The sequence below is a fragment of the Alcaligenes faecalis genome (assembly GCF_009497775.1).
Classification (GTDB): Bacteria; Pseudomonadota; Gammaproteobacteria; order Burkholderiales; family Burkholderiaceae_B; genus Alcaligenes; species Alcaligenes faecalis_D.
Genome location: NZ_CP031012.1, coordinates 2,432,944 through 2,457,478, shown reverse-complemented (window position 1 = coordinate 2,457,478; position 24,535 = coordinate 2,432,944). Strand labels below are relative to the sequence as shown.

General features: G+C 56.1%; 28 protein-coding genes and 1 tRNA gene. 17 read left to right on the top strand and 12 right to left on the bottom strand.

The window, feature by feature from the left end; translation table 11 throughout:
* Window positions 1-48 precede the first annotated feature (48 nt).
* Complete coding sequence (locus tag DUD43_RS11455; protein WP_153230389.1) at window positions 49-1,029, top strand: precorrin-2 dehydrogenase/sirohydrochlorin ferrochelatase family protein; 981 nt, start codon at window positions 49-51, stop codon at window positions 1,027-1,029.
* Between the two features lie 353 nt (window positions 1,030-1,382).
* Here the strand turns inward: DUD43_RS11455 and nirJ are convergent, their stop codons facing one another.
* The 7 genes from nirJ to cobA form a co-directional block, all read right to left on the bottom strand.
* On the bottom strand, window positions 1,383-2,516 hold the full coding sequence (gene nirJ, locus DUD43_RS11450; protein ID WP_153230388.1) for a heme d1 biosynthesis radical SAM protein NirJ: 1,134 nt from the start codon (window positions 2,514-2,516) through the stop codon (window positions 1,383-1,385).
* Between the two features lie 2 nt (window positions 2,517-2,518).
* Complete coding sequence (locus tag DUD43_RS11445; RefSeq protein WP_153230387.1) at window positions 2,519-3,016, bottom strand: Lrp/AsnC family transcriptional regulator; 498 nt, start codon at window positions 3,014-3,016, stop codon at window positions 2,519-2,521.
* A 1-nt stretch (window position 3,017) separates the two neighbouring features.
* Window positions 3,018-3,503 (bottom strand): Lrp/AsnC family transcriptional regulator, encoded by a 486-nt coding sequence (locus DUD43_RS11440; RefSeq protein ID WP_153231615.1) that lies wholly within the window; start codon window positions 3,501-3,503, stop codon window positions 3,018-3,020.
* Entirely contained in the window at window positions 3,496-4,491 is a 996-nt protein-coding gene (locus tag DUD43_RS11435) for an Lrp/AsnC family transcriptional regulator (protein WP_416202925.1), read from the bottom strand. The genes DUD43_RS11440 and DUD43_RS11435 overlap by 8 nt, the downstream gene beginning before the upstream one ends.
* Complete coding sequence (locus DUD43_RS11430; protein WP_153230385.1) at window positions 4,472-5,632, bottom strand: cytochrome D1 domain-containing protein; 1,161 nt, start codon at window positions 5,630-5,632, stop codon at window positions 4,472-4,474. Before DUD43_RS11430 ends, DUD43_RS11435 begins: the two co-directional genes overlap by 20 nt.
* Entirely contained in the window at window positions 5,629-5,889 is a 261-nt protein-coding gene (locus DUD43_RS11425) for a c-type cytochrome (RefSeq protein WP_228125966.1), read from the bottom strand. Before DUD43_RS11425 ends, DUD43_RS11430 begins: the two co-directional genes overlap by 4 nt.
* A gap of 113 nt (window positions 5,890-6,002) precedes the next feature.
* Complete coding sequence (gene cobA, locus DUD43_RS11420) at window positions 6,003-6,785, bottom strand: uroporphyrinogen-III C-methyltransferase (RefSeq protein WP_153230383.1); 783 nt, start codon at window positions 6,783-6,785, stop codon at window positions 6,003-6,005.
* A 572-nt stretch (window positions 6,786-7,357) separates the two neighbouring features.
* Between cobA and DUD43_RS11415 the strand changes: the two genes are divergently transcribed.
* The 16 genes from DUD43_RS11415 (at window position 7,358) to DUD43_RS11340 (ending at window position 21,051) form a co-directional block, all read left to right on the top strand.
* On the top strand, window positions 7,358-7,630 hold the full coding sequence (locus DUD43_RS11415) for an HU family DNA-binding protein (protein ID WP_003799450.1): 273 nt from the start codon (window positions 7,358-7,360) through the stop codon (window positions 7,628-7,630).
* 91 nt (window positions 7,631-7,721) lie between these two features.
* Window positions 7,722-7,797: transfer RNA gene (locus DUD43_RS11410), tRNA-Val, on the top strand.
* Between the two features lie 316 nt (window positions 7,798-8,113).
* The gene (locus DUD43_RS11405) at window positions 8,114-8,323 is read left to right on the top strand and encodes a cold-shock protein (protein WP_042481232.1); all 210 of its coding nucleotides are present in this window, start codon (window positions 8,114-8,116) and stop codon (window positions 8,321-8,323) included.
* A 251-nt stretch (window positions 8,324-8,574) separates the two neighbouring features.
* Window positions 8,575-9,558 carry an MBL fold metallo-hydrolase gene (locus tag DUD43_RS11400; protein ID WP_153230382.1) on the top strand — a complete coding sequence of 328 codons (984 nt, stop codon included), beginning with the start codon at window positions 8,575-8,577 and terminating at the stop codon, window positions 9,556-9,558.
* 263 nt (window positions 9,559-9,821) lie between these two features.
* Window positions 9,822-10,094, top strand: a complete 273-nt coding sequence (locus tag DUD43_RS11395) for a hypothetical protein (protein WP_153230381.1) — start codon at window positions 9,822-9,824, stop codon at window positions 10,092-10,094.
* A gap of 31 nt (window positions 10,095-10,125) precedes the next feature.
* Entirely contained in the window at window positions 10,126-10,713 is a 588-nt protein-coding gene (locus DUD43_RS11390) for a class I SAM-dependent methyltransferase (RefSeq protein WP_153230380.1), read from the top strand.
* Window positions 10,714-10,865: 152 nt separating this feature from the next.
* Entirely contained in the window at window positions 10,866-11,885 is a 1,020-nt protein-coding gene (locus tag DUD43_RS11385; protein ID WP_042481222.1) for a sulfate ABC transporter substrate-binding protein, read from the top strand.
* A 25-nt stretch (window positions 11,886-11,910) separates the two neighbouring features.
* Window positions 11,911-12,825 (top strand): sulfate ABC transporter permease subunit CysT, encoded by a 915-nt coding sequence (gene cysT / locus DUD43_RS11380; RefSeq protein WP_153230379.1) that lies wholly within the window; start codon window positions 11,911-11,913, stop codon window positions 12,823-12,825.
* Window positions 12,822-13,709 (top strand): sulfate ABC transporter permease subunit CysW, encoded by an 888-nt coding sequence (cysW, locus tag DUD43_RS11375; protein ID WP_153230378.1) that lies wholly within the window; start codon window positions 12,822-12,824, stop codon window positions 13,707-13,709. Before cysT ends, cysW begins: the two co-directional genes overlap by 4 nt.
* 18 nt (window positions 13,710-13,727) lie before the next feature.
* Window positions 13,728-14,825 (top strand): sulfate/molybdate ABC transporter ATP-binding protein, encoded by a 1,098-nt coding sequence (locus DUD43_RS11370; protein ID WP_153230377.1) that lies wholly within the window; start codon window positions 13,728-13,730, stop codon window positions 14,823-14,825.
* Between the two features lie 249 nt (window positions 14,826-15,074).
* The gene (locus tag DUD43_RS11365; protein ID WP_153231614.1) at window positions 15,075-15,848 is read left to right on the top strand and encodes an energy transducer TonB; all 774 of its coding nucleotides are present in this window, start codon (window positions 15,075-15,077) and stop codon (window positions 15,846-15,848) included.
* A gap of 9 nt (window positions 15,849-15,857) precedes the next feature.
* Entirely contained in the window at window positions 15,858-16,712 is an 855-nt protein-coding gene (locus DUD43_RS11360; protein WP_153230376.1) for a MotA/TolQ/ExbB proton channel family protein, read from the top strand.
* Window positions 16,713-16,714: 2 nt separating this feature from the next.
* A complete protein-coding gene (locus DUD43_RS11355) occupies window positions 16,715-17,215 on the top strand; it encodes an ExbD/TolR family protein (protein WP_153230375.1) in 501 nt (166 codons plus the stop codon).
* A gap of 87 nt (window positions 17,216-17,302) precedes the next feature.
* Complete coding sequence (locus DUD43_RS11350) at window positions 17,303-17,983, top strand: response regulator transcription factor (protein ID WP_009461744.1); 681 nt, start codon at window positions 17,303-17,305, stop codon at window positions 17,981-17,983.
* Window positions 17,984-18,021: 38 nt separating this feature from the next.
* Complete coding sequence (locus DUD43_RS11345; protein WP_153230374.1) at window positions 18,022-19,161, top strand: sensor histidine kinase; 1,140 nt, start codon at window positions 18,022-18,024, stop codon at window positions 19,159-19,161.
* Between the two features lie 54 nt (window positions 19,162-19,215).
* Window positions 19,216-21,051, top strand: a complete 1,836-nt coding sequence (locus tag DUD43_RS11340; RefSeq protein ID WP_153231613.1) for a potassium transporter Kup — start codon at window positions 19,216-19,218, stop codon at window positions 21,049-21,051.
* A 111-nt stretch (window positions 21,052-21,162) separates the two neighbouring features.
* Here DUD43_RS11340 and DUD43_RS11335 read toward each other — a convergent pair whose 3' ends face one another.
* The 5 genes from DUD43_RS11335 to DUD43_RS11315 form a co-directional block, all read right to left on the bottom strand.
* Window positions 21,163-21,540 carry a hypothetical protein gene (locus tag DUD43_RS11335; protein ID WP_042481184.1) on the bottom strand — a complete coding sequence of 126 codons (378 nt, stop codon included), beginning with the start codon at window positions 21,538-21,540 and terminating at the stop codon, window positions 21,163-21,165.
* Window positions 21,541-21,737: 197 nt separating this feature from the next.
* Window positions 21,738-22,154, bottom strand: coding sequence for a monovalent cation/H(+) antiporter subunit G (mnhG, locus tag DUD43_RS11330; protein WP_042481181.1), 417 nt, complete (start codon window positions 22,152-22,154; stop codon window positions 21,738-21,740).
* On the bottom strand, window positions 22,151-22,432 hold the full coding sequence (locus tag DUD43_RS11325; RefSeq protein WP_009461751.1) for a K+/H+ antiporter subunit F: 282 nt from the start codon (window positions 22,430-22,432) through the stop codon (window positions 22,151-22,153). Before DUD43_RS11325 ends, mnhG begins: the two co-directional genes overlap by 4 nt.
* Window positions 22,429-22,914 (bottom strand): Na+/H+ antiporter subunit E, encoded by a 486-nt coding sequence (locus DUD43_RS11320; protein ID WP_026483416.1) that lies wholly within the window; start codon window positions 22,912-22,914, stop codon window positions 22,429-22,431. Before DUD43_RS11320 ends, DUD43_RS11325 begins: the two co-directional genes overlap by 4 nt.
* Entirely contained in the window at window positions 22,914-24,500 is a 1,587-nt protein-coding gene (locus tag DUD43_RS11315) for a monovalent cation/H+ antiporter subunit D (protein ID WP_265588074.1), read from the bottom strand. Before DUD43_RS11315 ends, DUD43_RS11320 begins: the two co-directional genes overlap by 1 nt.
* Window positions 24,501-24,535: the final 35 nt, after the last annotated feature.

Here is a 24,535-nt window from a genome sequence, read left to right as displayed (position 1 = left end):
GTGTGAACCGGGCGCCAGCTTTTGCTGGCGCCTTAAGGATGTCGTGCAATGAATGTGTTTCCCTTGTTTTTCAATCTGACCGGCAAGGCGGTCGTCGTCGTAGGTGGTGGGACGGTTGCGGAGCGTAAAGTTCGGCTCTTGCTGCGTGCCGGAGCGCGAGTCACCGTAGTCGCACCAGAGCAAACTTCCTGGTTGCGGGCCAGTGCCCAGGCGGGGGCGTTGAGCAGCCTGTTTACCTCCTTTGTAGCCGAGCATATCCACGAGGCCTGGCTGGTTATTGCTGCAACCGGACGGCGCGAGATAAACCGTATCGTGGCTCAGGCAGCGGATGCCTTGCATCTGCCCTGTAATGTGGTCGATGACGGGCAACTGTCCACTGTACAAGTCCCTGCCATGGTCGACCGTTCACCATTGATGATTGCGGTTTCCTCTGCGGGTTCTGCCCCCGTGCTGGCGCGACGTGTACGGGAGTGGATAGAGAGCGAACTGCCAGAATCAGTAGGGGACCTGGCCGGTTTGCTGGCTCGCCGCCGAGCCGATATCAAACAGGCTTTTCCCGAGGTGCATACCCGTCGTCATTTCTTTGATTACGTGCTTGATAGCCATATCCCTGATCTCCTGGCGCAAGGCAAGCCCAACGAAGCGCTGGCTGCCTTTGATGCTGCCTTGGAGACGGAAACTCCCCAGCAGCATATTCAGGTCACCATTTTGCCTATCGCTGACTTGGAATCGGTGGACTTGCTGACGCTGCGCGCCTTGCGCAAGTTGAATCAGGCAGATTGGGTCTTGTACTTGCCACTGATCTTGCCCGCGATTCTGGAAAAGGCCCGCCGTGATGCCCGTTTGATGGCCTTGGATCAGGCGGGTGTGGTCTTGCAAGATACCTTATTGAATAAGGACTTCTGGGCACCGCTATGCCAGTCCTGGGTACCAGGAGAACGTATCGTGATTGCCTGGAGGTCTTCGTGGGACGTGCAGCCTTTGATTGCGCTGTTGCAGCAGCAAGGCTTGAGCTGTGAGTTGGCCTAGGTGCGCTATCAGCTTGCTTGGGTGAGCTGTGTGATGAAGAGTTAAGTGAAGCGTTGTTGTTGTTGTTGTTGTTGTTGTTGTTGTTGTTGTTGTTGTTGTTGTTGTTGAGTTTGAGTGAGGCAAGATCGCTTGCCTCACTTTTTTTGGCCCTCCGATTTAGGCCTGTCCAGGCCGGTGCCTGAAACTTGCTGTGTCTTGATTCTGCGCTCGTTTCCCCAGCAGCCAGCCCACCTGATTTTATTGGGAGCGCTGGGTAGTGTTTTAAGGCTTCAGAGGGTAGGGGGGAGGGTAGAGCTGAGTTTCCAGAGTTTTGGCTGAGTAAAAAGGGTTCTGGATAATCGCCTGGAGGACGTTCAGGCGGTGATTTCCTGATCGTTGAGATAGCAGCCCGGATCTTCTGCCCACACATTGCCTGTGCTTTTTTCTGCCCGAGTACGCGTATTGCCATTGCAGATATCCAGGTAGGCGCAGCCCGCACAGCGTCCCTGTACAGGCCTGGGCCGTTGACGCAGCCCTGCCAGCAAGGGGTCTTGATCGTTGGACCAAATCTCCGAGAAAGGCCGTTGCAGCACATTTCCCAAGCTGTAGTGCCACCACATGGTGTCGGGGTGCACATTGCCACGGTTGTCGATGTTCGCAATCCCTTGGCCGGAGGAGTTGCCTCCCCATTGGCGCAGCATATTCAGAATTTTGGGCGCTTGCTCGGGGTAGTGGCATCGCACCCAATGCAGAAAGAGAACGCCATCAGCATCGTTATTGCCCGAGGTAAATTCCTTGGGTTTACCGGCTTTCTGATACGCCATACAGGTCGTGAAAAGCTGCTCCATGGCCTGACGCGTGACAGCGTGGTGACTGGCCAAGGAGCGGTTGCCCAGACCTCTGCCTGCATAGTTCAAATGAGAGAGATAAAAGCGGTCGATTTTTTCCTGGTCCATCACGGCAAGCAGGCCATTGAGATCCACCGCATTTTCTTGAGTCAGGGTAAAGCGCATGCCTACTTTCAATTGCTTTTCACGACATAGTCTCAAGCCGTGCAAGGAGGCTGCGTAGGCTCCTTTCTCACCACGAATTCGGTCATGCCGAGCCTGCAAACCGTCCAGGGAAATGCCTACATAGTCAAAGCCGCAGTCGGCAATCTGGTCAATATTTTGCTCGGTAATCAAGGTGCCGTTGGACGATAGTCCTACGTACATACCCAATGCTTTTGCACGTCGGCCCAAGTCGTAAATATCCGGGCGTAGCAAAGGTTCGCCGCCCGACAGAATCAGGGCGCGTACACCGAACTGATGCAGATCATCCATGACTGTGCAGGCTTGTTCGTAGCTCAGCTCGCCAGGGAAATCCTTGTTGGTAGAGGCCGAGTAGCAGTGGCTGCAATGTAGATTGCAACGACGTATCAGATTCCAGATCACCACCGGGGCTTTGCTGGCGCGAGTGGGTGTAACGGGAGAGTGCAGGGCAGCGACAAAACGGGATATCCGGAACATGCTCAAGGCCTCCGCAGACGCAGGCCGGTCTTTTTCAGAATGGCCGTGGAAAACAAAATGTCGTGATCGAGCAGGACGCCAAGAAAGCGTTGCGAGATTTGCTGGCTGATGTCTTGTGCCTGGGCACGTACCGTGTCGTGGTCCTTGCCATGCAGCATGGCAAACAGGTTGTATGGCCACTCGGGCAGACGACGCGGGCGACGATAGCAATGGCTGATTCCGGCTTTGGGGCCTAGCCAGGTACCCACTTCCTCCAGACTATCGTCCGTGATGTTCCAGACGCACATGCCATTGGCTACATAGCCCAGGGCATAGTGATTGGGGACGGCCGCAATCCGCCGTATCAGGCCTTGATCCAGCATGGTTTGAAACTGCTTCATGACACAGGCTTCAGATACGCCCAACTCTTGCGCCAGTTTCAGGTAAGGCTGTGGCTCTATGGCCAATCCCCGCTGCGATGCATGAATCAGGGCGGTATAGGCGGGGTTCAGATTCACCATGTCAAAGCTCCAATTTCAAGCTAAGGGCGTATTCCTGTTCTTTGGGAAAAGCAAAGACGGGTAAGCCGGTTTCAGCTTCGATTGCTGCCAGGCAGGATTCGATGTCTTGTGGCGTTGCCGTGGCAAGCACAAACCACATATTCAAGGCGTGAGCGCGCCGGTAGTTGTGAGCGACCTCGGGATGGCGGTTGACGGCTTTGACGGTACTGTCCCAGCGTTTTTCCGGTACGGCCATGGCGACTAGACAGTAGGCACCGCCTAGTGTCTCGATCTGAAAGAGAGGGCCAAAGCGGGTCAATATTCCGGATTGACGCAAATGCTGAACACGCGCAATCAAGTCGGACTCGCTCAAGGCAAAATCAGGAGCCAATGCTGCAAAGGGGCGGGAGCAGATGGGGAAGCCGTCTTGCAGGCGATTCAGAATACGACGGTCGATGTCATCCAGTTCAACTGGCGCATGCAATGGTGGGGTGTGAGTATCAGTCATCATGAGTCAAGCCAAGCAGTGCGCCGCGTTGCTTGAAGCAGCGAGTGGAAAACAGCACCTCCTGTGGGAGCTGGCTCAAGCCCAAACGGCTATTCAGCTCGGCATGATGTGCCAATACGTGCTGACGATCTTTGCCGTGAATCATGCAAAACAGATTGTGATTCCAATGTGGCAGGCTGGGCTGCCGTTGATAGCACAGCGTGATGCCGTCTTGCTTGGCCAGATCCTCACCCACGGTATCGATGCGATGCTTGTCTACCGTCCAGACACACATGGCATTGGCGCTATAGCCCAGCTTTCGATGGCGCAAGACCACGCCAAAGCGCCGAAAAATACCTTGTTCCAGAAAACTGCGAAGCTGCTGCAGTACCTGCTTTTCGCTTGTCTGAATCTGCTCAGCCCAAGGCTTGAAGGGTTCGGCTTGAATCTCCAAACCTTGCAAAGAGCACTCCAACAGTTTGCGTTCGGTGCTGCCTGATGCAGGCAGGCCGTTGCTGAGCCTTACAGGGCTGGTGACCTTGGTATGAGAGCTCAAACTGAATCCCAGATCAATGTGATAGGCCCGGAGCATGGGTAAGGACAAGGGCAACAAACCAGTGCGTTCAGCGATGTGGTCCAAGGTCGCTTGCCGTTCTTGTTCGCTCGTGCAGGTCAGCACAAACCAGAGATTGATGGCGTGCTCACGTTCGTAGTTATGGTTCACGGCGGGCAGGGCGCTGATCCAGTCCGCAACCGTGTTCAGATCCTTGCTTGGGACATGCATGCCCACCAAGGTACTGCTCATACAGGCAGGGTTCAGGACTGGTCCGATACGGCTGATGATGCCTTGGTCCTGCCAGCTTTGAAGGTAGTCCATCACGGCTTGTTCGCTAAGCCCCAGTAGCAGCCCCAGCTTGCGGAAAGGGCGGGGCTCCAGGGGGAAGCCATGCTGCCAGGCATTCAAGAGTTGAAAGGCAGAAGGGGAAAGATCAGAAACCAATGCGACCACTCCGATGCGTAAAGAACACTCCACTGGGCTGCTGAATATCCAGGCTTTTCAGGCGCTTGAAACTGCGGGTGTCGTACACACGGACCTTGTTGTCGTCTCGTGCTGAAATCCAGACGGCCTCGCCCCGAGGGGTGAACTCCATGTGGAGAACGGCTTTGCCTGCGTCCACGGTCTGGACCACTTTCAGCGTAGCGACATCAATAACCTGTATCTTGTCGTTGTCAGGAAAAGCGAAGTTCACCCAGACCTGACGGCCATCGGGTTGAGCCATTACAAAAACGGGTTGGCCATGAACGGGAATGCGAGTTTTCTCTTGCCAGTCCAAGGTACTGGCAACCAGAACCTCATGGCGTCCAATGGCCGGTAAAAACAAGTCCTGACCAGCCAAGGACCAGCCGCGCAGATGCGGCATTTTGTAGACGGGCAGGGCGGTTTCACCTTGGCCATAGCCTTGCAAGATTTTCCGGACTCCATTTTCAGGTTTCCATAAATCCAGCATGGCCAAGGCGTCCTCCCCAAACAGACCAGCAATGTAGTAGCGCCCATCCGGAGTGACCATGGAATCGTAGGGCTGGCGGCCTGCTGCAAAACGCCGTGTTGTAGGGCGTAGCGGGTCGGATAAATCAGTCAGCCAGATCTCACCCGCCTCGAACAAGGAATAGGCGAATTGTTGATTCGGTAGATCCGCCAAGCCAACCACCTTGGCACGTTTGCCGGGGGCGTAGTAGGACGGGACCTCACTGATCAAATCCAGGGTGTCGGCATCAAAAACCTTGATGCCGCCTGGTTCGTAGTTCTGCACGACAATCAGCTTGCCATCCTGAGAGATGGCTCCACCTATGGCATTGCCGGACTGAATGATGCGACGGACTAGAACCTGTTCAAGCAGGTCCACTTTGCTCAGTCCTCCATCACGTCCAAATACATAGCCATAGCGCCCGTCGCGTGAGTAAGTGATATGGGCGTGAGACAGATCACCCAAGCCCTCGATGCTTGCCAAGCGGCTGCGATGACTGGTTTCAACAACAGCCACGCTGCCTGTCGCACGCTCCACAATCAGCCCCATGTCATTGGTGCCACGTAGTGGGCTGGCGCAGCCGCTTAAGGCGACAAGCAGGCCAAGAGTCATCAGTGCTTTCATGGTGCTGCATCCGATTCATGGAGAAGAAAATTAGCCAGCCAGAGACTTTCTGCTGGCTGCAAAAAGCGCTTCCAGGCAGGCATGGCTGTTCCGGGACGCCCATGCATGATCGTCAGGGCGACTTGCTCTGCGCTTTGGCCCCGCAAGGTATCAGCCGTCAAGGCTGGGCCCAGACCTCCTTTCAGCAGCAAGCCATGGCACGAGCCACACTCTTGATGAAGCAGCGTGCGTAGAGAGGCTTGTCGCTCCAAACTCACACCGGCTTCATCGGCAGTGGCTTGTTGTGGCCAAAGAAGGGAGAGCAGTAGGGCAAACCATATTTTGGTCAGAGCCTGCTTGCCGGAGAGTTTCAAGGGGAGACGCAAGCCATTCACATCACGGCCCAGGAGGGTTTGGCGGCGAGGGCATCTTGCGTATTTGATATGGGCTGTGGGTAATCCGGATGTAGTTGCACAACCTGTCCGATGATCAGCAAGGCGGGAGGACTGAATGTCTGTGCAAGCTGTGGCAGTGTCTGCAAAGTACCCAAGCCCCAGCGCTGACTTTTAAGCGTCGCATCTTGTGCCAAGGCGATAGGCGTATGCGGACTGCGTCCATGTTGAATCAAAGCCTGGGCAATATGGCTGCAGTTGGCCATGGCCATGTAGAACACCAGCGTACAGTTGGAGTCAGACAAGGAGGCCCAGTTCAGTTCCAGCCCTTGGTTGTCACGCAGATGCCCGGTGATAAAGCGCACACTGCTGGCCAGCCCGCGATGGGTCAAGGGAATGCCTAAGGAAGCTGCACAGCCTGTAGCCGCAGTAATTCCAGGCACAACTTCAACCTGAACCCCGTGCTGCTGCAGATACAGTTGCTCTTCGCCCCCGCGTCCAAAAATAAAGGGGTCACCACCTTTCAAGCGGACAACGTGCTGATGTGTTCTGCTCAAGGACAAGAGGGAGTCGTTGATGTCGTCCTGCATGCTGGGCTTGCAGGCGGCTACCTTACCGACATCGAGCAGGGTGGCTTCAGGATTGATACAGCTCATGATGGCGCGGCTGACCAGGCGGTCGTAGACCACAGCATCTGCATGTTGCAGCAGGTATAAAGCGCGTAGTGTGAGAAGTTCAGGGTCGCCAGGCCCCGCTCCAACCAAATAAACCTTGCCGTGCATCGCTGCGCTCCTTGACGGTAGCAAGTACCGAAATACAGTCAAACAATGCAGAAAATTGTAGGAGGGCAGAGCGCTTTGCTATGGGCATGGTTGGTGTTCAAGGCAGGGGTGCAGAAGTGCGGCCTCTGGCCCTCAGGCAAGAACGGTGAAGCCGCTAAGTGCGGAGCATATAAGGGAATTTATGCGGGAGATGGTTTGCGAAGCGGTTCATACGCGTGCGCAAGTGTTTGAAAAAATGTTCAAAAACGCAGTATAAGCCAGCTAATTTTTGGGTTTTCGAAGCTCAAATAACATATTTGCGGCGGCCTGTTAAGTTTCTCGATGCAAAATAGGGAAAGTCCTGCAACTTGTATCAACAGTGAGCAATGATGCGGGTTACAGGGGTTTTTTTGCTTGACACGGGTATTAAACGAAGGCTTAATACGCGGTAGCCAACCGGGGCACTTGTGCGCCCGGTAGCCATGGCAGACGGTAGTGCTTAGTTGTCCTGTCGTTTGTCACTATTAAGTCTGACCGCCACAAACTGGTTCCCGCTGGGGGCCCGTAAAATAATTTTCAGGGGTATTTTCTCAATGAATAAAACCGAGCTTATCGAATTCATTTCCACCAAAGCCGATCTGTCCAAAGCTGACGCTGGTCGTGCACTGGATGCGTTTATCGATGCCGTGACCACCACGCTGAAAGAAAAAGATACGGTTACTCTGGTTGGTTTTGGCACCTTCGCTGTGTCGGAACGCGCTGCCCGTTCGGGTCGTAACCCACGTACCGGTGAAACCATCGAGATCGAAGGCGCAAACGTGCCCAAGTTCCGTCCCGGTAAGGCTCTGAAAGACGCCGTGAATTAATTTTTAAATTAATTTAGGCAAAAGACTTGCAAAAAGAATTCTTTGGCCCTATAATTCTTTTTCTTCACAAGAAGAACGGCATCACTGAAATGGGTGCTTAGCTCAGCTGGTAGAGCGGCGCCCTTACAAGGCGTAGGTCGGGGGTTCGAACCCCTCAGCACCCACCATTTCTTTTGCTAGTCGAATCAAGCACTTAGGTAAAACTAAGTGCTTTTTTTGTGCCTGTTTGTTTTGTGCATCAGGCCAGTCCATACCAACGCTGCTTCTCTGATGCGGGCACTTTTTCTGCCAGATTTTCGTCCTGCAAGCCTGTAAGCGTTGGTAAGTGCCCGCTTGAACGGCACAGACTTGTGATTCCTGCGCGCAAGTCATAAAGACAGAGGGTGGCCCCGCCGTTTAGTTTGTAACGGTGCTATCTATACATGTGGATAGCGTCCATAGTGTGTCCAGGGACATTTTTCCCTTGATTACTTAGGACATACATTGAAAACAGAAATTGGTATCGTGAAGTGGTTCAATAACGAAAAAGGCTTCGGCTTCATCATGCCGGAGAGTGGTGGTAAAGACCTCTTCGCGCACCACAGTGAAATTCAAGGTTCCGGGTTTAAATCTCTTGATGAGAACCAACGAGTTTCCTTCGTTGCGGGCGTTGGCCAAAAAGGCCCATGCGCTACCCAGATCCAAATCATTTGATCCCCTGCTTGCCTGACTAGGCAAGCGTAGCGTTGATCAATAAAGCCGGGCCCTTTGAAACATTGGGTTCGGCTTTTTCAATTTTATTTGGCCTCTCCTCTGGTGGGCAGGTTACTTGGCATGAAGTCATGCCCACTTCTCCCATGTGATGTCTGTAAGAGCCCTAGGGAAATACCTAGCTGCGTTCAAAATTACATGTAATAACATATGATCGCCTAATTGGTTTAGGCTTCAATAATAAGGAGAAGGAAATGAGGATACTGTTAAAGACGCTGTGCGCCGGTCTTTTGCTGGGGGCAGCGGCGGTCAGTCAGGCTGGCACGATGAAGGTGACTTTATTGGGTACGGGTACGCCTGCACCGTATGCGGATAGGGCAGGCCCGGCAACTTTGGTGCAGGCGGGCGAAGAGACTTTGTTGTTTGATACGGGGCGTGGGGTAGCGACGCGGCTGTTTCAGAAAGGTGTTGCGCCCAATTCCATTACTGCGCATTTCTTCACGCACTTGCACTCGGATCACACGGTAGGTTTGCCGGACCTGTGGCTGACAGGCTGGTTTGGTCGACCCTGGCCGGGCCGGACAGTGCCTTTGCAGATCTATGGTCCCAAGGGAACCAGGACCATGACGGATTACCTGCCCAAGGCGTATGACGAGGACATTCGTATCCGCGTGGAAGATCAGGGTTTGCCGGTGGAGGGCGTGACTTTTGTGACTCAGGAGTTTGAAAAGGGCGGGGTGGTCTACAGCAAGAATGGGGTTACCGTGACAGCGGTGGAGGTTGATCACGGTGGCGAGGTGATTCCGGCCTTTGGCTTTATTGTGGAGTACGAAGACAAGAAGGTAGCGATCTCCGGGGATGCGATGTATGACAAGCGCCTGATTGCTGCGGCCGCCAATGCAGATGTATTTGTGCATTCCGTGGCCCTGATTGATCCGGCGTTTTTGAAGGTCCGCCCCATCTTGAATGAAACGCTCAAGCATTTTGCGACGCCGGAGCAGGTTGGGCAGGTCTTTGCCGAGAGCAAACCGCTGTTGGGGGCCTATACGCACATCGTGTTTTATTCGCCTGAGGGTGGAGCGAATATCCCCGAGCAAGTCTTGCTGGAGCGCACACGCAATACTTATCAAGGCCCGGTTGTAGCTGGCCGTGACCTGATGGAGTTTACGGTTGAGGACAAGGCGGTCGTCGCCTATGACGAGGCGGGCAAGGAGCTGATGAAGGTATCACGTCGATGATCTTGATTCGAGCGGTCCGCGTTTGAAGTTGAGGCACGGGGAGGGGAGTCAAGGGGCTATTTCTACAACTTGTCATGCCTCTCCTGCTTACACTGTTGCCGACAAAGACAAAGACAAAGACAAAGACAAAGACAAAGACAAAGACAAAGACAAAGACAAAGACAAAGACAAAGACAGCAGTAATAGCAGCGGTTGTCCGCTCTTGAGCACAGCGACTATTCAGGTAACACTACGCCTTGTCGATATGCGGTCCTCGGGTCTTCATGAGCAAACTCCTCTCTTGCCTGTCCCCACTTGCCACTCTGATTCTGGCGTGGCTGGCCTTCATGTTTCTGCTGTTTTTCCCGCCGCTGTGGATATTGTGGCCGGTGCTGGTCGTGAGCCTGGGCTGGATCAATTACAGAGGGATTCGCTACGCGCTGGGCAATAGTGACAAGTCCAAGCCGTGGCACCTTTGGTTCAATGTAGGCGAGTGCCTGTTTGCGGCGATTGTTCTGACTTTGCTGGTCCGTGACCTTCGCGTTCCTGCCGCCTGATTTTTTCCCTTGTCGTACGAGAAACGCACTTATGTATTCGGACCCTTGGCTTGATCGCTGGTTACCTTTGATCGCTCAACGTGAAATCTCCTCGCCGGTGCTGGAGATAGGCTGTGGTTTTGGTGACGACACGCTGACCTTGATCCGGGCTGGCTTGAAGGTGATGGCCTTTGACCTTTCGCCTGAATGCGTGGCGACCGCGCAGCAGCGTGCGCCCGAGGCGCAGATTGAGTGCAGGGATACGCGCGGCCCTTGGCCGGAAGCGGCGAATAATCTTGAGCTGATCCTGGCCAGTCTGTCCTTGCATTACTTTCCATGGGATGAAACCCGGACCATTGTGCGCAGAATCTGGAACAGCTTGCGGCCCGGTGCCTTGTTTCTATGTCGTCTGAACTCGACCGAAGATGTGAATTTCGGTGCCGGGCAGGGCGAGTTGATTGAAGCCAACTTCTATCGCGACCAGGGCAATTGCAAGCGTTTCTTTGATCAGGTCAGCGTAGACCAACTGTTTGGGGCTGAATGGCGCCGGATCTCTGTCCAGCACATGACATCGCACAAATATATAAAGCAAAAGGCGATGTGGGAGCTGGTGCTGGAGAAAGGGCAGTTGCCAGGCTGATTTCTGGACCCTGGGCACCCTTGATCCGGCAGCCCTTTTCGCCCCCCTCCATCTCCCCGCTATATCTAACCAAAGAATCGGTATTTAGCCGGGTGTAACACCCTTGCTAGACTCGTTCTCATTGCTTGGAAATGGTTTCTAGGGGATGGGAAATGAAGCGGATTCAACAGAAGTGGAAGGGCGTTCGGGCGGGGGCTTTGCTGGCTTTGGTGCTGGCGGCGGCAACGGCTGTTGCCGCCGAGGTCAGTATTCTGAATGTTTCGTACGACCCAACGCGTGAGCTGTACGCCGAATTCAACAAGGCTTTCCAGACCCATTACAAAGAACAAACGGGTGACAGTGTGGTCATCCGTAGTTCCCACGGTGGCTCCAGCAAGCAAGCGCGTACGGTGATTGATGGCGTGCCTGCCGATGTGGTGACACTGGGTATTTCTTCCGATATTGATCAGATCGCTCAGTCCGGTTTGCTGGACAAGGGCTGGCAAGCTCGTCTGCCGGACAACAGCACGCCTTACACCTCCACGATTGTTTTGCTGGTGCGCAAGGGCAATCCCAAGGGAATTCACGACTGGAACGATTTGATTCGCTCTGACGTGAAGGTGGTCACGCCTAATCCTAAAACTTCGGCAGGGGCGCGCTGGAACTATCTGGCCGCCTGGTTGTACGCCTTGAAGCAAGGTAATGGGGATGAAGCGCAGGCCCGTGATTTTGTGGCCAAGCTGTATCGCAACGTCAGCGTGCTGGACTCCGGTGCACGTGGATCGACCACAACTTTTGTGGAGCGGGGCATTGGCGATGTACTGATTGCCTGGGAAAACGAGGCACTCTTGTCTGTAAAGGATCTGGGACCTGATCGTTTCGATATTGTGGTGCCTTCCAGCAGCATTCTGGCCGAGCCGCCCGTGGCGCTGGTTGATGCCAATGCCGCCAAGCATGGCACGGAAAAAGTGGCCCAGGCCTATCTGGAGTATCTGTATAGCCCGGAAGGTCAGGAAATCGCTGCCCGTCATTTCTACCGTCCTCGCCTGGAGTCGGTGGCCGCCAAGTACCGCGATCAGTTCCCGGCTTTGAAGTTGTACAAAGTCGATGATGAGCTGGGCGGCTGGACTCAGGTTCAGGCCAAGCACTTTGCAGATGGTGGCGTGTTCGACAGCATCTACTTAAGCAAATAACCCCACTATCACTGAGGACCGTTCGATGTCACAGGCTCGTCTTTGGGGGGTTCTGCCCGCTGCCCGCAAGCAGCGGGCTTTGCCAGGCTTTGGCTTGACCATGGGTTTGTCCATCAGCTATTTGAGCCTGATTGTCCTGATCCCCTTGTCTGCTGTTTTGCTCAAGACCACCTCCATGGGTTGGTCGGCTTTTTGGGAAACCATTAGTGCCGCGCGTGTCTTGGCTTCTTTGAAATTGACCTTTGGCATGGCCGCTTTGGCGGCTTTGATCAATGGTGTGTTTGGCCTGATTCTGGCCTGGGTTCTGGTGCGTTACCGTTTTCCGGGTCGTCGCATTGTGGATGCCCTGATTGATTTGCCCTTTGCCTTGCCAACGTCGGTAGCCGGGATTTCCTTGGCGGCGATTTATGCGCCTACAGGCTGGATCGGCTCCTGGGCTGAACCGTATGTAGGGCAGATTGCGTTTACCCCTTGGGGCGTGTTGATCGCTCTGGTTTTTATTGGTCTGCCTTTTGTTGTGCGTACCGTGCAGCCGGTTCTGGAAGAACTGGAGCAGGAGCAGGAAGAGGTTAGCGCTTGCCTGGGGGCGGATCGTTTTCAGACGGTCACCAAGGTGATCCTGCCCGCTATTTTGCCCGCCTGCTTGACGGGTGTGGCTCTGGCTTTTGCCCGTGCGGTAGGTGAGTACGGTTCCGTGATTTTCATTGCCGGTAACGTTCCTATGGTCTCGGAAATTACGCCTTTGCTTATCGTGATCAAGCTGGAACAGTTTGACTATGCCGGAGCCTCGGCACTGGCTGTCTTGATGATGGTGCTGTCCTTCATTATTTTGTTGGCGATCAATCGTTTGCAGTGGTACTTGCAGTCGCGCCACTCGGGCCAGGCTGTTGCCAAGGCGGCCAAGGTGGCAGCGCCTTTGTCTTTGGAGGGCGCACGATGAGCAGCCTGACGATGGATTCTGCTGTGCAGGCGGTGCCGGTACATACGGCGCGCTTGCGGGCGGCGCAGGATGAAGGCCCGGCTGTCAAAGCCATATTGATTGGCATTGCCTTGCTGTTCTTTGTGCTGTTCTTGCTGCTGCCCTTGATCCTGGTGTTCATGACGGCCTTTAGCCGGGGCATCATGCCGTATCTGTCCGCCTTGAGCGAGAGCGATACTTTGCATGCCGCCAGCCTGACGGTTCTGGTTGCCGTGATTGCCGTGCCTTTGAATATCGCATTTGGCTTGGCAGCCTCCTGGGCCATTGCCCGTTTTGAGTTTCGTGGCAAAAGCATTCTGACGACGCTGATCGACTTGCCGTTTTCGGTATCGCCCGTGATTGCCGGTTTGATGTTCTTGCTGATTTTTGGTCGTCAGGGCCCGTTTTGGGACTGGCTGGACGCGAATAACATCCGTATCGTCTTTGCTTTGCCGGGCCTAGTGTTGGCGACCTTATTTGTGACTTTCCCCTTCGTCGCGCGTGAGCTGATTCCTCTGATGCAAATGCAGGGCAGCGAGGAAGAGCAGGCTGCGCGGGTGCTGGGAGCCAATGGCAGACAGATGTTCTGGCGGGTGACACTGCCCAAGATCAAGTGGGGCCTGCTGTACGGCGTGATTCTGTGTAATGCCCGTGCCATGGGCGAGTTTGGAGCGGTGTCGGTGCTGTCGGGCCATATACGGGGCCAGACCAACACGCTGCCCTTGCATGTAGAGATTGAGTACAACGACTATCACACGGTAGGCGCTTTTGCGGCGGCTTCGGTGCTGGCAGTCTTGGCTTTACTGACGTTGGCGCTTAAATTGTGGGCCGAGCGCAAAATGGTTCAAGACGGTCATCGTGGATGATCGCATTCGGAGTTCATTATGAGTATCGAAGTTCGTCATCTATCTAAACAGTTTGGTGCGTTTACGGCACTGGGTGATGTGACATTGGATTTTCCAGCGGGCGAGCTGGTGGCTTTGCTGGGGCCCTCGGGCTGCGGCAAGACCACCTTGCTGCGTATTGTGGCTGGCCTGGAACATGCGGATGCGGGTCAGGTGCTGATCAACGGCAAGGATGTGGCCGCTGTGGGTACGCGTGATCGCCAGGTGGGTTTTGTGTTCCAGCACTATGCCTTGTTCCGCCACATGACTGTGTTCGAGAACGTCGCCTTTGGTCTGCGCATCAAACCCCGCAAGCAGCGCCTGCCTGAAGCCCAGATTCGTCAGCGTGTGCACGAGCTATTGGAATTGGTGCAGCTGGATTGGCTGGCTGATCGCTATCCAGCGGCCTTGTCGGGCGGTCAGCGGCAGCGTATTGCTTTGGCACGCGCCTTGGCCGTGGAGCCGGGCGTCTTGCTGCTGGATGAGCCCTTCGGTGCCCTGGATGCCAAGGTGCGCAAGGAACTGCGGTCCTGGCTGCGCCGTCTGCATGACGATCTGCATATCAGCACCTTGTTTGTGACGCACGACCAGGAAGAAGCCATTGAAGTGGCTGACCGCATTGTGGTGCTGAACAAAGGGCGAGTTGAGCAGGAAGGTGCTCCGCAGGATGTTTATAACCATCCTGCCAGTCCCTTTGTGTATGAGTTCCTGGGGGCGGCGAATCGCTTGCCGGGTCAGTTCCAGCACGGGCGCTTTGTGGCTGATCCTCAGTTGGGTCAGTTCGAGTCCAGTCAGGCCTTGAATGGTCAGGGTGCGGGGCAGGGCGAGGCGGTAGGTTATGTGCGTCCACACGATCTGGACTTGCAACGTCAATTGGATGGCCAAGGCATCGTCGTGGCCGTGCAGCGCATTATTCCTTTAGGGGCCACAGTCCGGGTCGAGCTGGCCTTGAATGAGGGCGAGCGGGCCTGGGAAGCCGAGTTCGATCCCCAGCGTTGGTCGCAGCTGGGCTTGTTGCCCGGAGAGCGTGCGTTGGCCTTGCCGCGCAAATTCAGCGCTTTCCCTATCGAGCCTCAAGCAGAAGCGCGATTGTCCTGATTTTTTGCAAATTATTCGCAGACAGGCTGACCTTAGGTCAGCCTGTCTGCGTTAGTATCTGGAGGTTTTTGGCAGGGCGGATTGAAGCAGGAAATATTACAGGAACTTAGTATTGAGAATCATTCCTGTTTCTGTTAAGATTCGATACTTCACTGGGCATCCTGTCCGGTCCCGTCATGGTCCATGCGGGTTGCAGAATGTGTAGAACGGATTATGACCGGAATTGCTTCTCAAAAGAATAATCGCTCGATGCTGGCCTTGAAGGCAACTGGCTTGGCATTAGCACTGGGATTGCACGTTGGTGTCGTGGCTACCATCTTGTGGACGGAAACCCCCAAGATGGTGGGCGAGCCGGCCCCTATGGATATCGTGGGAGTGACCTTGGTGGAAGTGTCGGAGTCCCCGGTTCAGCAAGAACAGGTGAGTGCCCCTCCTGAAGAGGTGGTAGCCGAGCCGGAGCCTGAACCTGAGCCCGAAGTGGAGCCTGATCCCGAGCCTGAGCCAGAACCGGTGCTTGAACCGGAACCCGAGCCAGAGCCTATCGTGGAAAAACCGCCCATTCCCGAGCCGCCCAAGCCCAAACCAAAACCCAAGCCGAAACCTAAGCCCAAGCCACAGCCCAAGCCCGAGGTTCCACCGGCAGAAACACCGCAGCCTGCTCAACCAGCAGCCCCTGCCGCTCAAGCCGGTCCGGCAACGGACAATTCGTCCCAAACCGCCGCCCGTTCTACGGATGGTGATCGGCCCAAGCTGATTGGTCGTGTGGACTACTTGGGACCTCGTCCTGTGCCTGTGTACCCACGGGCTTCCGAGCGTCGTCGTGAGCAGGGCCGTGTGGTGGTTCGTATTGTGATTTCAACCCAAGGAACCGTGCTGGAAGCCAAAGTGCAAAGCTCCTCAGGCTATGAACGTCTGGATGAGTCGGCACTGAAAGCAGTACGCACAGCACGTTTCAAACCGTATACGGAAAATGGTGTGGCCTATCGTGCCATGGCCGATATTCCTTTCGACTTTGTTTACTAGGATATATCAATGATGCAGGAACTATTTCAAAGCGTATGGGTAAGCCTGGCACAAGTTGCAGGGCCTGTTGCAGATCAGGCTGCCGCCAGTGTTGCTGCCGCTGAGGAAGCGACCGGGGTGCTGCACTTTATCCAGCAAAGTGATGTGGTCGGCAAGACCTTGTTCGTGATTCTGGCCTTGATGTCGGTTGCCAGCTGGTACCTGATCATCGTCAAGGGCGTGCTGTCCTTCCGCCTGAAGCGCCGCTCGCAAGGTTTCATGCGCGAGTTCTGGTCTGCCAGCTCCCTGGAGCAGGTTGAAAACGAAATCGCCACCCACGGTGCCCGCGATCCGTTCAGCCACCTGGCCAGCCACGCTATCCACGCTCAAAAACACCATGTGAAATACGGCGCCATGCGTCTGGAAGAGAAAGGCTCTACGGACGCCTTTGTCTCGCGCATCATGCGTAAGGTCATGGACGAAGAAACCGCAAAGCTGGAAAACGGCCTGACGCTGCTGGCTTCGGTGGGTTCTACCGCTCCGTTTGTGGGTCTGTTCGGTACGGTTTGGGGGGTGTACCACGCGCTGATCAATATCGGTCTGTCCGATGGTGTGACTCTGAACAAGATCGCCGGTCCTGTGGGTGAAGCTCTGGTGATGACCGGTCTGGGTCTGGCTGTCGCTATTCCTGCCGTGTTGGCCTACAACGCTTTTGTGCGTACCAACCGCGTTTACCTGTCCCAGCTGGACGCGTTTGCTCACGACCTGTTCACTTTCCTGACCACAGGCCAGCCTGTGCAGGATAACCAACCTGTTCTGCGTCGTGTTCCTTCGGGCGGCGGTGCAGCATCTAGCTCGGCAGCGGCTGCCAAGCGGGAGCACTAATCATGGCTTTTGGCAGCTTTGATAATCGCAACTCGGGCTCCGCGCTGTCCGAAATCAATATGGTGCCGCTGATCGACGTCATGCTGGTGTTGCTGGTGATCTTTCTGATCACCGCTCCGCTGCTGTCGCACTCCATCAAGATTCAGCTGCCCCAGGCAACGTCCGAGCCGGTTCAGCAAGATCCCAAGACGATTGATCTGGCGATTGATGCAGAAGGGCAGATCTTCGTGAACGAGCTGCCTGTGGCGCTGGAAGACTTGACCGCCACGCTGGCTCCTTACTCCAAGGATCAGCCGCAGCCTGAATTGCGTATCCGTGCTGATACCGATACTCGCTACGAAACACTGGCCCAGGTCATGAGCCGCTCCAAAGCCTCCGGCCTGACCCGTCTGGGTTTCATCACCCGCCCAGGTCCAACGACCAAGGCCGCCGGTGACGAGGACGAAGCCAAGGAAGGCGCAGTCGCGGGCGATAAGGCAGCCGAGCCTAAACCCGCTCTGTAATCCCGGGTTCTCCTTCGTGTTGTTTTTTCTGGCCCCTCGCTTTGCATCTGCAACGCGAGGGGCCAGTTTCGTAATAAAATCCCCCCAATGCGTGTACTAGTTATCGAAGACGACGCCATACTGGGCGCCGCACTGCAGGAATTTCTCAACGATCAGGGCTACGCTGTTGACTGGCTCCAGGAAGGCGAAAGTGCCTTGAAGGAGTTGGCCGCCCAGGTCTACGATCTTCTGCTCCTGGACTTGAACTTGCCCGGCATCAGTGGCCTGGACGTGCTGCGCCAATTGCGCCAGCAGGGCAACGCCATTCCCGTTCTGATTCTGACTGCGCGTGATGGTGTGGATGATCGCGTCGGCGGTCTGGATGCGGGTGCCGACGATTACCTGATCAAACCTTTTGACCTGTCCGAGCTGGCCGCCCGTGTGCGAGTTTTCGGCCGCCGCCGCAGTGGTCAGGTGCAGCCCATTATTGATGTGGGTCCCTTGAGCTTTGATACTATTGGCCGCGAGTTGCGCTGCGCCGGTCAACGCGTGACCTTGTCGGTGCGCGAGCTGTCCGTACTGGAAATGCTGATGATGCGCGCGGGCCGTGTGGTCACCAAGCAGCAAATTATCAACTCCTTGTCTGCCTGGGACGCCGATTTCAGCGACAATGCCGTCGAAGTCTACGTGTATCGTTTGCGCAAGCGCCTGGAAGGCACCGGGGCTGTCATACAGACTGTGCGCGGCTTTGGCTATTTGCTCGATGTGGAGAGCGTGGCCGGAGCATAACGGCAGCCGTGCCCGCTGCCTGAAACCTTAGGTCAACCATGCCCGATCAGCATCTTTCTCCAGCGGTAAAAACCTCCTTGTTGCGAGGCTGGCTGGAGCGCTTTCTTGCTCCCGGATCTTTGGCCCGCAAACTGATGGGCCGTTTGTTTCCCCCCATTTCCATTCTGGTGGTGCTCGACTTGAGCGTTACCTGGATACTGACGCGCCGCATGAGCCTGGAAGACTGGCTGCTGCGCGATATTTTCTGGACCATGGCGCTCAGCCAGGTACTGCTGGTCAGCCTGATTGCCTGGGTGTTGCTTTCGGGGATTCGCTCTCAGCTGGCGTCTATCGATGATTTGTCGCAGCAAATCCGTAACCGCGCGGATGATGACTTCGAGCGCCTGGATGCCAGTGCCTTGCCCGCCGAGATTGTGCCGCTGGTGGAGCACTTCAACGAACTGCTGGAACGTCAGCGTGATACCCTGCAGGCGCAAAAGCGCTTTATTGGTCACGCCGCGCATCAGTTGCGCACGCCCTTGACGGGTTTGCAGCTGGAGTCCGAGCTGATGCTGGCACGGCCTTTGCCAGAGGACATCCGCCAACGAGCCGAGCGTATCAAGAGTGTCTCAGACCGCATGATTCGTCTGGGTCAGCAGTTGCTGGTACTGGCGCGTACCGATGCGGATACCAATATTAAAGACAGCTTTGTGCGTCTGGACTTGTGCGAATGGGCGCGTGAGGAGGGCGGGGACTGGTTCTTGCAGGCTCGTCAGCATGGAGTGGAAATCCATTTGCTGGCACCTGAAAAGCCGGTCTGGATTGATGCCGCCCCCGTGCTTTTGCGGGAGTTATTGTCGAATTTGATGGATAACGCCTTGCGCTATGGACAAGGGACAGATCGCATTGTCTTGCGGGTGGCCAGTAATCCACCCTCCTTGTCGGTGGAAGATCACGGGCCAGGTATTGAGGCCAGCGAGCAGCAGCGCGTGTTTGAAGCCTTTTATCGTTCCCCCGGCACGCAGGCAGGAGGCTCCGGTTTGGGTCTGGCGATTGTGCAGGAAATTGCCCGTGCGCATGGTGCCTGGTGGAGTCTGATGAGTCGTCCTGATTTTCCCGGTACTCGCATCACCATTGTTTTTCCTGGTCCGCGTATTGGCGCGCGTCTGACCCGGCACGATACTTTGATTGGAAACTAAGCCTTGAACACAGCAACGGAAAACCCCAAAAAAGCGGCTCAGGCCGCCTTGTTAATGGGCGCTTTAGGCGTGGTGTACGGCGATATTGGAACCAGCCCGCTCTACACCATGAAAGTGGCCTTGAGCGCTTACGGACAGCCCGGTGCCGAACAGGTCTATGGAGTGCTGTCGCTACTGTTCTGGCTGCTGACTTTGGTGGTTTCCATCAAGTACGTCACGGTAGTGCTGCGTCTGGACAATAAAGGCGAGGGCGGCACGCTGGCCCTGATGGAATTGGCCGCACGGGGTATTCAGGGGCCCCGTCGCCAGATTATTGTGGTGCTGGGCCTGATCGGTGCTGCCTTGTTTTACGGGGACAGCATTATTACCCCGGCCATTTCCGTGATGTCGGCGCTGGAAGGCATAGGCATGGTGTCCCATGTGTTGGACCCTTGGGTCGTGCCTTTGGCCTTGGGAGTCTTGCTGGCCTTGTTCCTGATCCAGTCGCACGGTACGGGCACCATGGGCAAGCTGTTCGGCCCGATCATGTTGACCTGGTTTCTGGTGCTGGGCGGCCTGGGGCTGTGGCGTGTTATTGAACATCCCCAAGTCTTGATGGCCCTGGACCCGCGTTGGGCCGTGGCTTTTATCGCTGAAGCACCCTGGCAAACCTTTTTGTTATTGGGTGCATTGGTGCTGGCCTTGACTGGTGCCGAGGCCCTGTATGCCGATATGGGCCATTTTGGCCGTCCCTTGATTCGTAAAGCCTGGTTCATGATTGTCATGCCGTGCCTGGTCCTGTGTTATTTCGGCCAAGGGGCTTTGCTGATTTCCGACCCGGCTGCGATCCGTAATCCTTTCTTCTTCCTGGCCCCCAACTGGGCCTTGGTTCCCATGGTGATGCTGGCAACCGTAGCAACGGTGATTGCCTCCCAGTCCGTCATCTCCGGGGCCTTCTCCGTGACTCGTCAGGCGGTGCAGCTTGGGTTCTGGCCACGCATGGTGATTCAACACACTTCGGCTAAAGAAGAAGGGCAGATCTACCTGCCGCGTGTGAACTTGCTGCTATGCGTGGCGGTGATGATTCTGGTCCTGAGTTTTGGCTCCTCGGATCGTCTGGCCCATGCTTACGGTTTTGCGGTCACAGGCACCATGCTGATGACCAGCTTGCTGGCTCTGGTGCTGCTGCCGCGCAGCGCAAGTGGTATCAAACGCTGGGCCTGGTTAGGGCTCTTGGGTGTTTTCCTGGTTCTGGACATACTCTTGTTCTCGGCCAATGCGCTCAAGATTCTGGAAGGCGGCTGGCTGCCTTTGTTGGTTGGCGCTGTGCTGCTGGGCTTGATGCTGACCTGGCGACAGGGGCGCGCTGCTTTGCACGAGCGCTTGCTGGAAAACAAGCAGCCGCTAAAAGAATTTTTGCTGAATCTGGAGGAGTACGCTCCCACCCGCGTACCAGGTACGGCGGTGTTCATGAGCACCATTCCCGACTCTGTCCCTCCGGCCTTATTGCATAACCTGAAACACAATAAAGTCCTGCATGAACAGGTTCTGTTCTTGACCGTAACCAGTGCTGGTGTGCCTTACGTGCCATTTGGGGAGCGCTATAGCCTGCAACGTCTAAGCCGCGGTAGCTGGCAGGCGGTGGCTTCCTGGGGCTTCAAGCAGGAGCCCAATGTGCCGCAATTGCTGGAGCAGATTGCGCTGGAGCACCCGGAGCTGAATCTGGAGCCTATGCAGACGTCCTACTTCCTGTCGCGTCAGACAGTGATGATTCAATCGCGTCAGCCCTGGTATCTGGGCTGGCGTCGCCGCCTGTTTGCTTTCATGGCGCGCAATGCCAGCCGCAGCACGCGCTTTTTCAAGATCCCGCCTAATCGTGTGGTGGAGATGGGTATACAGGTTGAGCTGTAGTTAGCTATACGCAGCAGAAATGGTCACCAAAAATATGAAGAATGGGCCTCGCAAGGAGGCCCATTCTTTTTTATCTAGCTACCTGTTCAGGCAGTCTGCTGCACAGCAGCTTTACTGAGCAGGTACCACCGTCGTGGTTTCGCGCAGAATACCGCCGCCTTCCACGCTACCGCGCACGGTTGTGTCCTGGCCGGTCATGGATTTCAGGCAGTCTTGCTGGCGATCCGCGGGTAGACGATGGCAACGCGCCTGACGGTTGGCATCCAGATTGTGATCGCGCTTGTCCAGTTTGTTATGTCGCTCGGCTTGCAAGGCCGCACCGGCTTCGCGCCGGCAGGTGGTGCGTTGTTCGCCCTTGAACTGCTCACAGCGCTGGATATCGTGTCGGTAGTCTTGGGACGGGGTTTGGGCCCAGGCAGCGGAGGACAGCAGACCCAGGCTGAGCAAGCTGGCACTCAGAATTCGGGATGGGTGTGTAAGTAGACTCATCGATCTCACTCCTTTACTTGCTAAGGGAATCACCGGCTTGGCGAGCACTGTTACGAGCAGGTATGAGTAGCAGGCCGCAAAGCCCCAAAAGCGACTGCGTATGGGGCAATACCCGATACGCAGTAAACACTTACTAGTATAGGTGGAGCAGTTGCAAGTGAGGGTAATAAAACTTTTCTAAACCCTCATTGCTTGATTCAGCTCTTGTCGCTGGCCCGAGGTTCTGCCAGGTCTTTGGGCAGAGGTGCTTTGTGCGGCATGTCCAGGTAGCCAGGTTCGTCCGGGCCGTACTCGGCCAGACGCTGGCGATGCTCGCGTTTGATGGCAGCGCGCATCAGGAAGATGGCGGTGACCGGCGAGGTAATGATCAGGAGCACGCTAAGGATGAGCGGGTGCAGAATAGGGCGGCTCATCAGGTGGCTGGCGCTGATGGCTACCGCCAGCACCATGAAAAACGTACCCAGCGTATTCCCCATGGTGGGGGCGTGGATGCGCGAATAAAAGTGCTTGAAGCGCAGCAGGCCAGCCGAACCCACCAGGGCCACGATACCGCTCAGAACCAGCAGGAGGGCGACCGGGATGGCCAACCACAAAGGCAATAAAGGCGTGTTCATGGCTCGATCACCTCGGCGCGCAACAGGAATTTCGCCATGGCTGCCGAGCCTACAAAACCGAACAGGGCAATCAGCAGGGCGATATCAAAGTACAAGGTAGAGTCAAAACGAATGCCCAGAGCCAGCAAGGCCAGCATGCCGTTGATGTACATGGTGTCCAGCGCCAGCACGCGGTCGGCGGCGGAAGGGCCTTTGAGCAGGCGGATGACGGCGCAGCCCATGCCCAGGACAAAGCAGCCCAGGGCAAACTGACAGGCCCAGTAAACAATGTCTATCATTGGAAAATCTCCAGTAGCGGTCCTTGGTAGCGCTTCTGAATAGTGTCTAACCAGACCTGTTCGTCTTGCAGATCCAGAATGTGCAAGGTCAGGACGCGGGTCTCGTAATCGAAGCCGGACCAGACGGTCCCTGGGGTGTAGGTAATGATGCACGCCAAGGCTGCCAGACCATGTGGGTCAGTCAGTTGCAACGGGATGGCCAGAAAGCCGGGGCGGGGTGCATTGCCGCCCTTCAGGACCAGATGACCCACAGCAATATTGGACAGCACAATATCCCAAGCTACTTGGAAGATCAGTTTCAAGGCCAGAAAGGGATGTCGAATGCTGGCTTTAACGGGACGAAAGGGAATGGCGGCCAAACTCAGGGCGATGGCCAGGAACAGGCCCAGCACCACATAACCGGCCGAGAGCGAGTCGTTCAGCAGCAGCCACAGACCCAGGAGCAGCAAAGGCAGAAACAGATGTTTGGTGTAGCGTCGCATCAGAATCCCTCCGCTTGAACAGAACGCACAGGGTTTTGTCGCAAGACCGAGCCGATGTAGATACGAGGCTCATCGAGTTGCTGGGCTGTTTGCTCCAGGTAGGTCGTGATTGGACCTGCATACCAGCTCAAGATCCCGCAAGCCACAATAATGCCCGCAATCGGAGCGGCTTCGATCAGTTTCAGGCGGGGAATCGTCAAGGAGCTATTGCTCCAGAACAGACGAATGCCCACACGCACCATGGCAATCAAGCCGGCCACACCCGAAATCAGCACGGCGGCTGTCAGAATCCAGGCGTTCAGCGGCTCAGGAGACTGGCCGGAGGCTTTCAGGGCGGCTGTCAGCAGGGATAGCTTGGCCACAAAACCGGACAGGGGGGGCAGGCCCACAATCAGCAAGGCGCAGGCAATAAAGGACATGCCCAGGAACACCATTACGCCGGGGATGGCTACACCCACCACGTCATCACTATTGTCTTCGGATTCCGGGTCGTCCAGATCAAAGACTTCCTGACTCACGGCCAGCAGGTCGGCACCAAAAGGCTTGGTGCGGCTAACCAGCTCCAGCAGCAGGAAGAAAGCACCCAGGGCCAGGACACTGCTGAGCATGTAGTACAGGGCAGGGCCGGTCAGGATTACGCCTGGCATGCCCAGGGCGGCCAGCAAGGTGCCGGAGGACACGATGATGCAATAACTGGCCAGTCGCTCGGGTTGCTGCGCGGCCATGACACCAATAGCGCCGAAGGCAAGCGTGGCGATCCCGGCGGGGAACATCCAGGCCACGCCAAAGGCGGCAGGCGCCCCCGTAGGCAGCAGCAAGGAGCCGATACGCAGCAGCGCGTAAATACCCACCTTGGTCATGATCGCAAACATGGCAGCGACTGGGGCGCTGGCATTGCCATAGGCATTGGGCAGCCACAGGTTCAAGGGCCAGGCGGCGGCCTTGATCAGGAAGGCAATACCCAGAATGGCCATGGCCGATTCAAATACCAGGCGGTCCGAGTCCGGCATGGAACCGGCACGCAGAGCCAGATCAGCCATGTTCAGGGTGCCGGTGACACCGTAAACCAGGGCAATCGCGATCAGCAGCAGGAAGGAGGAGATCAGGTTGACGGCAATATAGTGCAGACCGGCACTGACGCGGGCCGCGCCCGAGCCGTGCAGCATCAGGCCATAGGACGCCGCCAGCAGAACCTCGAAGAACACAAACAGGTTGAACAGGTCGCCAGTCAGGAATGCGCCGTTCAGACCCATCAAGAGTAGCTGGAACAAGGAGTGGAAATGCACCCCCACGCGATCCCAGCGCGCCAGTGAATAGAACCAGCAGCAAAATGCCAGCACATTGGTCAGGACCAGCAAGAAGGCGGCCAGCCGGTCCACGACCAGCACAATCCCGAAGGGAGCGGGCCAGTCACCGAGCAGGTACACACCAACGGACTGTGGCCAGATCGGGTCCAGCGTGCCATCGGCCAGCAAAAGCAGGTAGACGGCACAGAACAGTTGGGCCAACAAGGAACTGAACGCGATCAGCAGCTTGTAGTGACGGCGCTTGTCGCGCAGCATCACCATCAGGGCCGCGGCCACCATGGGGATGGCAACGGGCAATACGGGCAAGTGTTGGT